This is a genomic window from Leisingera sp. SA215, assembly GCF_055902035.1.
This window is the reverse complement of record NZ_JBVVXU010000012.1, coordinates 32,348-45,422: the sequence shown is the minus strand read 5'-3', so window position 1 is coordinate 45,422 and position 13,075 is coordinate 32,348. Positions and strand designations below refer to the sequence as shown.

The window sequence follows — 13,075 nt, the reverse complement described above, 5'->3', positions numbered from 1 at the left end:
GGCCGGTTGAACCGGGCCGCACCGCCCCAACCCTCGGACAGGAATGCGCCATGGCTAGGCTAGAGCTGGAACAGCTGAGGAAAAGCTACGGGCAGGTGGATGTCGTGGACGGCGTCTCGCTTGCCATTGAGGAGGGCGAGCTGGTGTCCCTGCTGGGCCCTTCCGGCTGCGGCAAGACCACGATCCTGCGGATGATCGCGGGCCTGCTGGAACCCAGCGGCGGCCGCATCCGAGTTGCAGGCGAGGACATCACCGGCACGCCGGTGGCCCGGCGCGACATCGGGCTGGTGTTCCAGTCCTATGCCCTGTTTCCCCACATGACCGTCTTTGAAAACGTCGCCTTCGGCCTGCGCCGCCGCGGGGCCCGCGGCAGCAGCCTGACCGCCAAGGTGGAGGAAGCGCTTGGCATGGTGCAGCTGGCGCATCTGGCGGACCGTTTTCCGCGCCAGCTGTCGGGCGGCCAGCAGCAGCGCGTTGCGCTGGCCCGCGCCATTGCCCCCCGCCCGCGCCTGCTGCTGTTCGACGAGCCGCTCTCGAACCTCGATGCGCAGCTGCGCGACCGCATGCAGATCGAGCTGAAACAGCTGCAGAAGCAACTGGGCATCACCAGCGTCTTTGTCACCCACGACCAGTCCGAGGCGATGTCGATTTCCGACCGCATCTGCATCCTGGCGCAGGGCCGGATCCAGCAGTTCTCGAGCCCCGAGTCGATCTACCGCGATCCGGCTAACGCCTTTGTTGCCACTTTCATCGGCCGCTCCAACCGCTACGCCGGCCTGCTGCGGGACGGCGCCATCGCCATCGGCGGCGGGCTGGCACTGCCGGTGCGGCCGGGCGCGGCGGCGCAGGGCGCCGAGGTCGAGGCGGTGATCCGCCATGAGGACATCGGCGTTCTGCCGCCCGGTGCCGATGGCGGCCTGCACGGCCGGGTGCGGCTGCGCTCCTTCATCGGTGCGCGGGTCCAATATGTGGCCGATCTCGCCCCTGGCGTGGAAATGGTCGCTGAGGTCGATGCCAGCGGCCCTTCGGGCGGCTTTGAACCGGGCCAGGAGGTTGCGCTGCAGATCGACATGGACCGCGCCTTTGTTGCGCCGGTTGCCGCCGGAGCGGGCCCATGAGCGGGCCGTTCAAGGGCATCGGGCTGGCCTCCCCCCTGCTGCTGGTGCTGCTCGGCCTGTTCCTTGCCCCGGTGCTGCTGATGCTGCCGCAGAGCTTGCATGAGTATGTCCCCGGCACTGGCACCTCAGAGGCCTGGACGCTGCAGAACTACACCCGTCTGCTGACCGACGACTACTACCGCGAGATCATCGGGCGCACCCTGTGGATGGGCTCGCTGGTCACCTTCCTGTGTTTCCTGCTTGGCTACCCCTTGGCCTATTTCATGGCCCGCACTACTCCGGCCTGGCGGGCGGCGGCAACCCTGCTGGTGATCTTCCCGCTGTTTCTGAACCTGGTGGTGCGCTCCTTCGGCTGGATCACCCTGCTTGCGAACCGCGGCGTGGTGAACAATCTGCTGATGGAGATCGGCCTGATCGACAGTCCAATTAAGATGCTGTTCAACATGACCGGCCTGGTGATCGGCCTCACCCATATCTACCTGCCGTTTATGGTGCTGATGCTGCTGACGGCAATCCAGAACGTGCCGCGCGATGTCGAACAGGCCGCCGCCACACTGGCCGCCAGCAAGCTGCGGATCTTCTTCACCATCACCCTGCCGCTCACCGCACCGGGCATTCTCGCGGGCTCGATCCTGGTCTTTGTGCTGACCATCAGCGCGCTGGTCACGCCGCGCCTGCTGGGCGGCCCCGCCTACAAGGTGATGGCAACCCTGATCTACGACGAATTCATGCAAAAACTGGACTGGCCCTCAGGCACCTCCTTTGCCTTCATCCTCACCGCGATCACCCTGCTGATCATCTGGGGCGCCGGGCGCGTGGCCCGCAAATGGTCCGGGGGGCTGGCATGAACGCGCGCCCGTCGATCCTGCTGACCGCCGCCGCCGCCGCCGTGCTGCTGTTCCTGCAGCTGCCGGTGATCGTGGTCGCTCTCAGCTCCTTCACCGAGACCTCCTATCTCACCTTCCCGCCGCAGGGCTTTACCCTGCGCTGGTTCGGCGCGGTGCTCACGGATCCGGACTGGCTGTCGGCGATCGGCTTCAGCCTCGGGCTGGCGCTGCTGGCAACGCTGACGTCCATGGTGCTGGGCACCGCCGCGGCCTATGCGATCAACCGCCGCCTTCTGCCGGGCTCGGATGCGCTCGCCTCCTTCCTGATGGCGCCGCTGGTGTTCCCGGCGGTGGTGATCGGGGTCGCCCTGCTGCAGTTCTACGCCCATCTCGGCTGGCGCGGCAACTTCCTCGCGCTCGTTGCCAGCCACGTGGTTCTGACCTCGCCCTATGTAGTGCGCGCCTGCCTGTCGAGCCTCGCAGGCGTCAGCGTCGACCTCGAGGAAGCCGCGGGCACGCTGGGCGCGGGCGGCTTCACCGCCTTCCGGCTGGTCACCCTGCCGCTGCTCAAGCCCGGGCTGGTCGCGGGCGGGTTCTTCTCCTTCATCACCTCGCTCGACAACGTGCCGGTGACGATCTTCCTGCTCGGCCCGGGCCAAAGCACCCTGCCGGTCAAGATCTTCACCGCCATCGACCAAGGCGGCGTCGATCCGGGCCTCGCGGCCATCTCCACCATCCTGATCCTGCTCACCGGGGCCGCGCTGGCCATCGCCGAGCGCTGGGTCGGCTTCTCGCGCTTCGTCTGACGGGAGTTCCAAAAATGTCCTTTACCTCGAAAGGCTTCCCGCTTTTCCTCACCTTCGACTTCGATGCGGAAACCATGTGGACTGCGCGCGACAAGGCCAACGCGGACCGCCCCATCGTGATGTCCCAGGGCCGCTACGGCTGGAAACGCGGAATCTGGCGGGTGCTTGATCTGCTGCGCAAACACGAGATCAGCTGCACATTCTTCGTGCCCGGCCTGGTGGTCGAGGCGCATCCCCGGATCGTGGAGGCAATTCTGGAAGGCGGCCACGAGATCGCCCACCATTCGCACACCCACACCTGGATCACCCAGCTGTCGCTGGAACAGGAACGCGAGGAGATGGAGAAAGGGATCGAGGCAATCCGGACGGCCGCCGGGTACCGGCCCCGCGGCTGGCGCTCGCCCGCGGCCGAGTTCAGCGCCCACACGCTCGGCCTGATCCAGGAATACGGCTTCGATTACTCGTCGAACTTCTTCGACGATGATGAGCCCTACCTGCTGGAAATCGGCGGCCAGCCCACCGGCATCGTCGAACTGCCCTTCCGCTGGGTGCTGGATGATGCGCCGTTCTTCCACTATTCGATCACCCTGCCGGGCCGGACCATGCAGGCGCCCTCGGCGCTGCTGGAAGCCTGGAAGCTGGAATTCGATATGCTGCGGGCCGAGGACCGGATGATGATGGTCGGGATGCATCCGCAGATCATCGGCCAGCCCTCGCGGCTGTGGGTGCTCGACCAGTTCCTGACTTACGTGCGCCGGCACTCGAACGTCTGGACCGGGCGCTGCGACGAGATGACGGATGAGATCCGCGGCGTGCTGCTGGATGCCGCCGCCGCTGACGAGGCCGGGGCATGAGCGGGCTGCTCAAAGACCGCCGCATCCTGATCGCCGGCGCCGCCAGCGGCATCGGCCGCGAAACGCTGGCCCGCTTTGCCGCCGAGGGAGCCCGTCTGGCCGCTTTCGACCTCGAAGAAACCAAGCGGGACGGCGATGTGGCGGTGTTCGGCGGCGACATTTCCGACCCCGCCGCCTGCCGCGCCGCCGCAGCGGGCGCGGCTGCCGCGCTTGGCGGGCTCGACGGGCTGGTGAACTGCGCCGGCATTGATCTGGAATCGCCGGCCGCGGAAATGACCGCGGCAGACTGGGACCGGGTCATCGCAGTGAACCTGTCGGGCGCCATGTTCCTCGCCCAGGCGGCGCTGCCGCATCTGCGCGCCGCCGGCTCCGGAACCATCGTCAACGTCTCCTCCGCGGCCGGGCTGTCGCCGCTCAGCCACCGCACCGCCTATTGCGCCAGCAAGGCCGGGCTCAACATGTTCGGCAAGTGCCTGGCGATGGAGCTTGGCCCCGAAGACATCCGCGTCAACACCGTCTGCCCCGGCGCGGTCGACACCCCGCTGTTCCGCAGCTCCTACGAAGACTACCAGAACGCCGAGGAGCGGCTCTCCACCATCAAGGCCCGCTACGCGATGCACCGGGTGGCGGCACCGGCCGAAATCGCGGGCGCCATCCTGTACCTGACCGGACCTGATTCGACCTATGTGACCGGCATTACACTTGCGGTCGACGGCGGGCGGAGCTTCCATTGACCGCGCGCACCGCACTGATCACCGGCGGCGCGGGCGGCATCGGTGCGGCGGCAGCCTTGCATCTGGCAGCACAGGGCTGCCGGGTTGCAGTCACCGACATCGACGCCAAAGCCCTCACTCAATTGCCCGGTGGCATCCTCGCCATCGAGGCGGACGGCACCGCCCCCGCCGCCATGGCCGCCGCGCTTGCACAGACCGAGGCAGAGCTGGGTCCGGTCGACATCCTGTTCAACAACCTCGGCCAGAGCGCCCGGGAAAAAGGCTCGCTGTTTGCGGCCTCCGAAGAGGCCACCTGGCGCTTCGTGCTGGAGATTTCCCTGGTCTCGGCCATGCGGATGGCGCGGATGGCCGCCCCGGGCATGCAGGCGCGCGGATGGGGCCGGATCATTAACATGTCCAGCGACGCCGCCTTCTGCGGCGACGCGGGGCTGGCCGATTACGCAGCCGCCAAAATGGGCATCATCGGCTTCACCCGCGCATTGGCGCGCGAACTGGCACCGCACGGGGTGACGGTCAACGCGGTGGCGCCCGGCGCCATCCGCACCCGCGCCCATGACCGGCTCGCGCCCGAGGTGCTGGAACGGATCAAGGCGGCCACCCCGGCCGGCTTTGTCGGCACCCCCGAAGACGTGGCCGCGGCGGTGGGCTTTCTCGCCTCGGACGGGGCCAGGTTCATGACCGGCCAGACGCTGCTGCTCGACGGCGGCCGCTGGATGATTTGAAGGAGCTGGAACAGATGACCGATCTCGCGGATCTGGGCGCGGTGGACCTCGCCCGCGGCTATCGCCGGAACCAATACTCGCCGGTGGAGGTGATGCAGGCGGTGCTGGACCGCACCGAGGCGCGGCGCGATCTGAACGCATTCGTCAGCCTGCAGCCGGAGGCGGCGCTGGAGGCCGCCCGCGCAGCCGAGGCGCTGCAGCAGAGAGGCGGCGACCTGCCCGCGTTGCACGGGCTGCCCTATTCGGTGAAGGACCTGACCCTCACCCGCGGCGTTGCAACCACCATGGGATCCAAGACCGCAGCGGATTTTGTCCCCGAGGAGGACGCGGTTGCGGTGGCCCGCGCCGGCGCCGCCGGGGCGATCCTGTTCGGCAAGACCACCACGCCGGAATACGGGCACAAGATCCACACCTCGGCGCCGCTGTTCGGCCGCACCCTCAACCCGCATTCGCCGGACGTCACCCCGGGCGGCTCCAGCGGCGGTGCAGCAGTGGCGCTGGCCGCTGGCATGGGGCCGATCGCGCTCGGCACCGACGGCGGCGGCTCGGTTCGCATCCCCTCGGCCTGCTGCGGCACCGTCGGGCTGAAACCGACGCTCGGCAGCGTGCCCAACCTGCAGGCGGGCGATCTGTTTTCCAGCAATGTCCATGTCGCGCCGATGGCGCGCAACGTGGCCGACACCCGGCTCCTGTTCGACGTGATCCGCGGCTTTGACCGGCGCGACCCCTTCGGTCAGGCGCAACACCCTGCGCCGCGCCGCTGCCAAGTGCTGAAGGGGCTGCGGATTGCCTGGCTGCCGCAGGCGGGCAACCCGGTCGACCACGGCATTGCAGCGCTCAGCGCCAAGGCGATCGCGCAGCTTGCCGCCGAGGGCGCCGAGGTCCAGGAGATCACGCTCGATTTTGCCGCGCTCGAGCCGCATTTCATGGTGGTTCTCGAAACCCTGCTGGCCGCACGCGCCGGGGCGGTGCTCGACACCCGGCGCGCCGATCTCGACCCAAGCCTGGTGGTGCATGTGGAAAACGGCCGCCGCCACAGCGCGCTGGACCTCGCCGCGGCCGGCGCCGCGCGCACCCGTGCCTTCCAGCAGGTGCAGCAGGTGCTGGCGCGCTTCGACCTGATCGCCTCGCCGACGCTGTCCGCCCCGCCGCTGCCGCACAGCCAGGATCCGCACACGCCAGTGCCCATCAATGGCATCCCGGCCGGGCGGGTGCGTGCGTCCTGGTACCCCTACACCTTTGCCACCAATATGACCGGCCACCCTTCGATCTCGATCCCTTGCGGCTGGGATTCCACTGGCCTGCCCGCGGGCTTTCACATGATTGCCCCCTGGTATCAGGAGGATTTCCTGCTGGATACCGCTGCCTTGGCCGAACAGGTCTTTGCCTTCGATCTCGCAGCAGGACACTGAGCCCGCCCCCGGCATCGCTGGCCAGGGCAAGGGCAACCCGGTCGCCTGCATCCTCAGCTTTGCCATGGCGCTGCGCTGCAGCTTCGACCAGGGGTCCGAGGCCGACCGCCTGGAAGCGGCGGTTGAAAAGGTTCTGGCCGACAGCGTGCGCTCGGCAGACCTGCTGGGCGAGGACGGTGTTGAGCCGGTTTCGACCAGCCAAATGGGCGATGCTGTGCTTGCCGTCCTGGAGGCAAGCCTCTGATTTCAGGTGCTGCATGCGGGCAGAATGGGTCACGCAGTTTCCTTGGCTCGCTAGGAGTCAAATGCCTTAGCCCGGCGGCAAATAGGCCTGCACGTTTTTCAGGCTCCGCAGTACAAAGCTCGAGCGCGTATGGCGTATCCCTGGGACCCGGTAGAGTTTGTTCCTCAGGAATTCCTCGTAACCGCGGGTGCCATTCACGGCCACCTTGATCAGATAATCGTATTCGCCAGTGGTCAAATGCACCTCCAGCACTTCCGGGATCCTTTCCATGGTTGTGCCGAAGGCTTCAAGAATTTCGTCATCATGCCGGTCCAGCACAACTTCGATCATCACAACCTCGGGCGCACCGAGCTTTGCCTGATCCAGGATTGCGCGGTAGCCGCTGATCACCCCCTCTTTCTCCAACCGGCGTACCCGTTGCCAGCAAGGGCTGGGAGAAAGTCCGATTTTTTGTGCCAGCTGAGAATTTGAGATACGCCCGTCTTCGGCCAAGGCTTGCAGGATCTTGCGGTCGAACTGATCGAAGGCACTTACTGGCACAGCAGATTCTTTCACCAAAATGAAAATTGCAGAAATTATACTTCTTTCAAATACGATTTCACAAGGTAAAGAAAAAGAACCTCTCACCCCAGGCAGGATAAGGTTCTGTCAATGGAAGGTGAAAGATGATGTACGGGAATTTAGATTGCACAGATCCGATGAATACGGCCTGCAGGATGATGGATCTGGCGCGCCGAATGGGGCTGGAGTTTGAAACGCTGCAGTTCGAGAAGCGGGACGATGCCCGCTTCACACTGAAGTTTTCTTTATCCGAGCAGGGCACACAGCGTGCTAGCAGCTTTGAACAGCGGATCAGGCTGCTCGAAGGCTGGGCCGGTGAACCCGGTCGCATAGCAGACCAAGCAGCACCAGTCTGACCCTGAGCGGGCATCCACCGCATCAGTTCTTTGCCCTATTGTCACATTCAGGCCTCACCCAATCACCTAAAGCGCGCTCAGCCGTATCCCGACGCCATGGGCAATCGGTTCCGTCAAAAGTTGCGGCAGCCCGGTTGGCAGGTCGCCACGGTATTTTTGCATAGCAGGTTCAAGCTGCAGCACGATTTCCGCCTGAACCTGTTCAACTAGGCCAAGACCTTACCCCGCCGCCTTGGCTGCCAGGAAAATGTCGCGGCACCACCTCATTGATCGGATAGTGCCCGTCCACTGCCATGGCGAGGCGCATCATCCGGGTCTGGCGAAGCTTTACATCGTCTACGGCCTTCTGTGCCCTCAACACATCATGGAGCGGCGTCATGCGGACACCGCCGGGGCGCAGCGCGATGCTGAAATTCTTGGCATGCCCGCCTCTATCGCCGCCACCGTTTCCCGCCCGGCGGGATTGCCCGTGCGGTCTGGCGGTTCTTCCGGTTTCCCCCGAGCCTGCGCATGGTCGAAGACCTTCTGGCCGGGCGCGGCATCGCTCAACTCGAAGCCGTCCGAACATCGAAACCAGTCCGGCCTTCTAGCCAAGCAAGTTAACTTTACGGTGCTGTTGCAACACCTTACACACCCAGAAACTGATCCGCTATATCGGCCGGAAGCTCTCCTATGCGGCCCTCCCAGGCGTTGCTGCCCTTGTTGAGGATCACCGCGCGGTCGGCAATGGCCGACAGTTCCTTCAAGGATTTGTCGACAACCAGAATGGCCAGCCCGGCGCTGGTCTTAAGCCAGGCAATCGCCGCCCAGATCTCCTGCCGTACCACCGGCGCCAAACCCTCGGTCGCCTCGTCCAGGATCAGCAGCCGCGGGTTGGTCATCAAGGCGCGGCTGATGGTCAGCATCTGCTGTTCGCCGCCTGACAATGACCCGGCTTTCTGGCTTCGCCGCTCCTCCAGCCGCGGAAACAGCTCTGCTACTTTCTTGAAATCCCACGGGCCGGGGCGCGCTGCGGCCGTCAGGTTTTCCTCAACCGTCAAAGGCGCAAAGCACCGGCGCCCTTCCGGCACCAGACCGATACCCAGCCGGGCGATCTTGTGCGACGGCAGCTGGCGCAGGTCGTGACCGTCAAACCGCAGCTCGCCTCGGGATGCCGCCAGCATCCCGCAGATGGTCTTGATGGTGGTCGATTTACCCATGCCATTGCGGCCCATCAGCGCCACCACTTCGCCCTCAGCAATCTCCAGATCGACCCCGAACAGCGCCTGCGCCGGGCCATAAGACGCCTCAACCCCTTGTAATGACAGCAGGCTCATGCGGCGTCCTCCTCTCCCAGGTAGGCACGGCGCACCTCGGCGTTGGCGCGGATTTCCGCCGCGGTGCCGGTGGCGATGATCTGGCCGTAAACCAGCACGCTGATCCGGTCGGCCAGCGCAAAGACCGCGTCCATGTCATGTTCCACCAGCAGGATCGGTGCTTGCTCGCGCAAACCGTCAAGAAACCCGGTCAGCGCCTTTGAGCCTGCGGACCCGAGCCCGGCCATTGGCTCATCCATCAAAAACAGCTTCGGCTTCAGCGTCAGCGCCACCGCGACCTCCAGCTGGCGGCGCTGGCCGTGCGACAGGTCGGCGGTCCGCCGATGTGCATCCTGAGTCAGCCCAACCCGCTCCAGCGCGTCGCGGGCCGCCTCCAGCAGCGCCGGATCCTCCATCACGTTGCGGAAAAAGCGGAACACCCGCCCCTGGCCGCCAAGCGCGCCCAGCACCGCGTTCTGCAGCACGGAGTAGTCCATCGCCAGCGCCGAGATCTGAAACGTCCGCCCCAGCCCCATCCGCGCCCGCGCCACCGTATCCAGTGCGGTGACATCGCGGCCCAGCAATTCCACTGTGCCGCTGTCGGGGGCAAAGTTTCCGGCGATCTGTTTGATAAGGGTGGATTTTCCCGCCCCATTGGGGCCGATCAGCGCGTGGATTTCTCCCGCCCGCAAATCCAGCGAGACATCGCAGCTGGCCTTCAGCGCGCCAAAGCTCTTGCACAGGTTTTCGGTTTTCAGCACCAGATCAGCCATGCGCCTTCTCCCGTCCGGCAATCGCTCCGATCAACCCGCCGCGGGCAAACAGCACAATCAGCAGCAGCAGCACGCCCAGAAAGATTTGCCAGTAATCGCTGATGCCGCCCAAGAGATGCTCCAGCAGGATATACAGCGCCGCACCGGCCACCGGCCCATAGAGCCGCCCGACTCCGCCCAGGATCACAAAGATCATGATCTCGCCGCTGGTGTGCCAGCTCAGCATGGTGGGGCTGACAAAGCGGTTCAGATCCGCAAACAGCGCCCCCGCCAGCCCGGTGATGGCGCCGGAAATCACAAAGGCCGTCAGCCGCAGGGTAAACGGGGTCAGGCCCACCGCCTCAACCCGGTCTTCGTTCTGGCGGGCGGCGGCCAGTGCCAGACCAAATGGCGAGCGCGCCAGCCGGGCGGCAAAAAACAGCGCGCCGCACAGGATCACATAGGCAATTGCAAAGAACTGGATCGGGTCCAGCGTGTTCAGCCCCGGAAAATCATTGCGGACCCAGATCGACAGCCCGTCTTCGCCGCCATAGGCGCTCCAGCTGATCGCGAAATAATAGAGCATCTGGCCGAAAGCCAATGTGATCATGATGAAATAGACACCGGAGGTACGCAAAGACAACGCCCCGATCACCAGCGCCGCCAGCGCGCTGAACACCACAGCCACCAGCCAGATCAGCGGCATCTGGTTGCTGCCCTCAAACAGGAACGGCCATTCGAACAAAGGCTCGTAATTCTGTGCATGAGCGGCAAGAATGCCCATGGCATAACCGCCGATCCCGAAAAACGCCGCATGACCCAAGCTGATCAGCCCGCTCAGCCCCAAGGCAATGTTCAGGCCAACCCCGGCCAGCGCCAGGATCGCGGCCTTGGTCGCCAGGGTGATGATGAACGGTTCATCCAGCGACCAGGCCGCCAGCGGCACCAGCAAAAGGGCTGCAATCATTGCCCAGTTCAGCAGGCTTTCGCGGGTCACCATCATGTGCTCCCTCCATAAAGGCCCGATGGGCGCACCAAAAGAACCCCCGCCATCAAGATGTAAATCAGCATCGAGGCGAGCGACGCGCCCGCCGAGGCCGCACTGGCAGGCTCCATGAACAGGGTGAAAAGCCGCGGCAGGAACACGCCGCCCAAAGTGTCGGTCATCCCGACCAGCAGCGCCCCCGCCAAGGCCCCCTTGATCGAGCCGATGCCGCCGATGACAATCACCACGAAGGCCAGGATCAGAACCGGTTCGCCCATCCCGACCTGCACCGATTGGATTGCCCCCACCAGCGCACCGGCCAGCCCGGCCAATGCGGCGCCAAGGGCAAACACCAGCGTGTAGAGTTTGGAAATATCGACGCCAAGGGCGGCAATCATCTCGCGGTCGGCCTCGCCCGCGCGGATCTGGATGCCGATGCGGGTGCGGGCGATCAGCAGGAACAGCCCCGCGGCAATTGCCAATCCGATCAGGATGATGGCAAGCCGGTAGAGCGGGTATTCGATGCCGCCCGGCAGGCTGATGGGCCCGGACAGATAGGACGGCACGTCCAGAAACAGCGGGAAAGATCCGAACAGCCAGCGGGTGCCTTCGGAAAATACCAGGATCAATGCGAAGGTCGCCAGCACCTGGTCCAAGTGGTTGCGCCGGTAAAGGCGGCGGATCACCACCAGCTCCATCAGCGCGCCGGCGGCAGCGGCTGCCGCAAGGCTCGCCGCCAGCGCCAGCAGAAACGATCCGGTCCAGCCAGCCACCGCGGCGGCAGCAAAAGCGCCGACCATGTAAAGCGAACCATGGGCCAGGTTGATCAGCCCCATCACCCCGAATACCAGCGTCAGACCGGCTGCCATCAGAAACAGCATGACACCGAACTGCAGCCCGTTCAGGATCTGCTCCAGAACTAGAATATAGGTCATTTGAATTTCCGAACGGGAAGCCATGCCGCGGCGGAGACGCAGTGGCGTCTCCGCTTGACGGTTTGTCTTACATCTTGCACTCGCCGGCGTAAGCGTCGGCGTGGCCGGTCAGACCGGTGGCAATGATCTTGTTGGTGAAGACATCGCCTTCCTTGATCACCTCACGGACATAAATGTCCTGCACCGGGTGGTGGTTGTCTCCGAACTTGAAATCGCCGCGGACCGAGTCGAAATCCGCCGCTTTCAGCGCTGCGCGGAACGCGTCCTGATCGGCCGGCTCTGCCTTGTCCAGCGCACTCAGGATCAGATTGGCAGTGTCAAAGCCCTGGCTGGCATAAAGCGAGGGCAGACGGCCGTATTTCTCCTGGAAGGCAGCGACGAAGGCTGCGTTGGCCGCATTGTCGATGTCCTTGTTCCACTGCGAGGTGTTCTTGACCCCCAGGGCGGCATCACCCACCGCCTGCAGGATGCCCTGATCAAACGAGAACGCCGGGCCGACCACAGGCAGGTCCACACCGCTGCCCGCATATTGTTTCAGGAAAGAAATCCCCATGCCGCCGGGCAGGAAGAAATAGACCGAATCCGCGCCCGAGGCCCGGACCTGCGCGATTTCCGCCGCATAGTCGGTCTGCCCCAGCTTGGTATAGATCTCGCCCGCCAGCTCGCCCTCGTACATGCGTTTGTAGCCGGTCAGCGCGTCCTTGCCCGCCGGATAGTTCGGCGCCAGGATAAAGCTGTTTTTCAGCCCTGCATCATTGGCATAGGCGCCGGCGGCCTCATGCAGGTTGTCGTTCTGCCAGGCAACGTTGAAGTAATTCGGATGGCAGCGCTTGCCCGCCAGCGCCGACGGTCCGGCGTTGGGCGACAGGTAGAACACGCCCTGCGCAGTGGCCGCGGGCACCACCGCCATCGCCAGGTTGGACCAGATGATGCCGGTCAGAATATCCACCTTCTCGGACTGGATCATCCGGTCAGCAATCTGCACCGCCGCATCGGGCTTGCGCTGATCGTCCTCGATCACCACTTCAACGCCGTCGCGGCCGTCCTGTTCGATCGCCAGCATAAAGCCGTCGCGCACGTCCACGCCCAGGCCCGCGCCGCCGCCGGACAGGGTGGTGATCATGCCAATCTTGGTGTCGGCCTGGGCCGCAGCCGCCAGCGCCGGGACCGCCGCTGCCATGGCGAGCATCCGAATGGTCTTCATTACGTCTTTCCTCCCAGAATATGCCCCGGTCCGAAGCCAGGGTTATGGATCAGATGCTTGCGACTTTAACGCCGCCCCGGCAGAAGCCAAGACCCGCGGCAGCCCGCATCTCCCCGGCTGGTCTTTTGCCAGCCCTTGAAACAAGCCTACGCAGGCTTGAAGATTTATTTCAAGCATAAAATATATAGGACGGCATTGATGGCCTGCCGGGCCGGAACCGTTTCGGAGACCGCACCCGGGGCAGCGAGGGGCCGGCCCCTTGCGCTCCCC

At 64.8% G+C, this 13,075-nt stretch carries 15 protein-coding genes and 2 pseudogenes; 11 read left to right on the top strand and 6 right to left on the bottom strand.

Features of this window, described 5'->3' with window-relative positions; translation table 11 throughout:
- Nucleotides 1-50 precede the first annotated feature (50 nt).
- The 8 genes and pseudogenes from AC0KW6_RS14040 to AC0KW6_RS14005 all read left to right on the top strand — a co-directional run.
- Nucleotides 51-1,118 (top strand): ABC transporter ATP-binding protein, encoded by a 1,068-nt coding sequence (locus AC0KW6_RS14040; protein ID WP_474035202.1) that lies wholly within the window; start codon nucleotides 51-53, stop codon nucleotides 1,116-1,118.
- The gene (locus tag AC0KW6_RS14035; protein ID WP_474035201.1) at nucleotides 1,115-1,966 is read left to right on the top strand and encodes an ABC transporter permease; all 852 of its coding nucleotides are present in this window, start codon (nucleotides 1,115-1,117) and stop codon (nucleotides 1,964-1,966) included. The genes AC0KW6_RS14040 and AC0KW6_RS14035 overlap by 4 nt, the downstream gene beginning before the upstream one ends.
- Nucleotides 1,963-2,751: an ABC transporter permease gene (locus AC0KW6_RS14030; RefSeq protein ID WP_323780430.1), complete on the top strand. Its 789-nt coding sequence runs from the start codon at nucleotides 1,963-1,965 to the stop codon at nucleotides 2,749-2,751. The genes AC0KW6_RS14035 and AC0KW6_RS14030 overlap by 4 nt, the downstream gene beginning before the upstream one ends.
- 14 nt (nucleotides 2,752-2,765) lie before the next feature.
- Nucleotides 2,766-3,605, top strand: coding sequence for a polysaccharide deacetylase family protein (locus tag AC0KW6_RS14025; protein WP_474035200.1), 840 nt, complete (start codon nucleotides 2,766-2,768; stop codon nucleotides 3,603-3,605).
- A complete protein-coding gene (locus AC0KW6_RS14020) occupies nucleotides 3,602-4,339 on the top strand; it encodes an SDR family NAD(P)-dependent oxidoreductase (protein WP_474035199.1) in 738 nt (245 codons plus the stop codon). Before AC0KW6_RS14025 ends, AC0KW6_RS14020 begins: the two co-directional genes overlap by 4 nt.
- Nucleotides 4,336-5,061, top strand: a complete 726-nt coding sequence (locus tag AC0KW6_RS14015) for an SDR family NAD(P)-dependent oxidoreductase (protein WP_323780439.1) — start codon at nucleotides 4,336-4,338, stop codon at nucleotides 5,059-5,061. The genes AC0KW6_RS14020 and AC0KW6_RS14015 overlap by 4 nt, the downstream gene beginning before the upstream one ends.
- A 14-nt stretch (nucleotides 5,062-5,075) precedes the next feature.
- Nucleotides 5,076-6,473, top strand: coding sequence for an amidase (locus AC0KW6_RS14010; protein ID WP_474035197.1), 1,398 nt, complete (start codon nucleotides 5,076-5,078; stop codon nucleotides 6,471-6,473).
- A 4-nt stretch (nucleotides 6,474-6,477) separates the two neighbouring features.
- Nucleotides 6,478-6,717: pseudogene (locus AC0KW6_RS14005) on the top strand (isocitrate/isopropylmalate family dehydrogenase); the annotation flags it as partial.
- 66 nt (nucleotides 6,718-6,783) lie between these two features.
- On the opposite strand, the gene AC0KW6_RS14000 reads toward AC0KW6_RS14005, so the two are convergent.
- The gene (locus AC0KW6_RS14000; RefSeq protein WP_474035196.1) at nucleotides 6,784-7,272 is read right to left on the bottom strand and encodes an Lrp/AsnC family transcriptional regulator; all 489 of its coding nucleotides are present in this window, start codon (nucleotides 7,270-7,272) and stop codon (nucleotides 6,784-6,786) included.
- A 4-nt stretch (nucleotides 7,273-7,276) separates the two neighbouring features.
- On the opposite strand from AC0KW6_RS14000, the gene AC0KW6_RS13995 reads away from it, so the two are divergent.
- From AC0KW6_RS13995 to AC0KW6_RS13985, 3 genes and pseudogenes are all read left to right on the top strand, one after another.
- Nucleotides 7,277-7,471: a hypothetical protein gene (locus tag AC0KW6_RS13995; protein ID WP_474035195.1), complete on the top strand. Its 195-nt coding sequence runs from the start codon at nucleotides 7,277-7,279 to the stop codon at nucleotides 7,469-7,471.
- Nucleotides 7,434-7,634 carry a hypothetical protein gene (locus tag AC0KW6_RS13990; RefSeq protein ID WP_474035194.1) on the top strand — a complete coding sequence of 67 codons (201 nt, stop codon included), beginning with the start codon at nucleotides 7,434-7,436 and terminating at the stop codon, nucleotides 7,632-7,634. Before AC0KW6_RS13995 ends, AC0KW6_RS13990 begins: the two co-directional genes overlap by 38 nt.
- Before the next feature lie 462 nt (nucleotides 7,635-8,096).
- Nucleotides 8,097-8,177, top strand: a pseudogene (locus AC0KW6_RS13985) (IS6 family transposase); the annotation flags it as partial.
- An 83-nt stretch (nucleotides 8,178-8,260) separates the two neighbouring features.
- Here AC0KW6_RS13985 and AC0KW6_RS13980 read toward each other — a convergent pair.
- The 5 genes from AC0KW6_RS13980 to AC0KW6_RS13960 all read right to left on the bottom strand — a co-directional run bounded on the left by AC0KW6_RS13980 (nucleotide 8,261) and on the right by AC0KW6_RS13960 (nucleotide 12,805).
- Complete coding sequence (locus tag AC0KW6_RS13980) at nucleotides 8,261-8,950, bottom strand: ABC transporter ATP-binding protein (RefSeq protein WP_474035193.1); 690 nt, start codon at nucleotides 8,948-8,950, stop codon at nucleotides 8,261-8,263.
- Nucleotides 8,947-9,702, bottom strand: coding sequence for an ABC transporter ATP-binding protein (locus tag AC0KW6_RS13975; protein ID WP_474035192.1), 756 nt, complete (start codon nucleotides 9,700-9,702; stop codon nucleotides 8,947-8,949). Before AC0KW6_RS13975 ends, AC0KW6_RS13980 begins: the two co-directional genes overlap by 4 nt.
- Entirely contained in the window at nucleotides 9,695-10,684 is a 990-nt protein-coding gene (locus tag AC0KW6_RS13970) for a branched-chain amino acid ABC transporter permease (RefSeq protein WP_474035191.1), read from the bottom strand. The genes AC0KW6_RS13975 and AC0KW6_RS13970 overlap by 8 nt, the downstream gene beginning before the upstream one ends.
- Nucleotides 10,681-11,601 carry a branched-chain amino acid ABC transporter permease gene (locus AC0KW6_RS13965; RefSeq protein WP_323780459.1) on the bottom strand — a complete coding sequence of 307 codons (921 nt, stop codon included), beginning with the start codon at nucleotides 11,599-11,601 and terminating at the stop codon, nucleotides 10,681-10,683. The genes AC0KW6_RS13970 and AC0KW6_RS13965 overlap by 4 nt, the downstream gene beginning before the upstream one ends.
- A 67-nt stretch (nucleotides 11,602-11,668) precedes the next feature.
- On the bottom strand, nucleotides 11,669-12,805 hold the full coding sequence (locus tag AC0KW6_RS13960) for an ABC transporter substrate-binding protein (RefSeq protein ID WP_323780462.1): 1,137 nt from the start codon (nucleotides 12,803-12,805) through the stop codon (nucleotides 11,669-11,671).
- Nucleotides 12,806-13,075 lie beyond the last annotated feature (270 nt).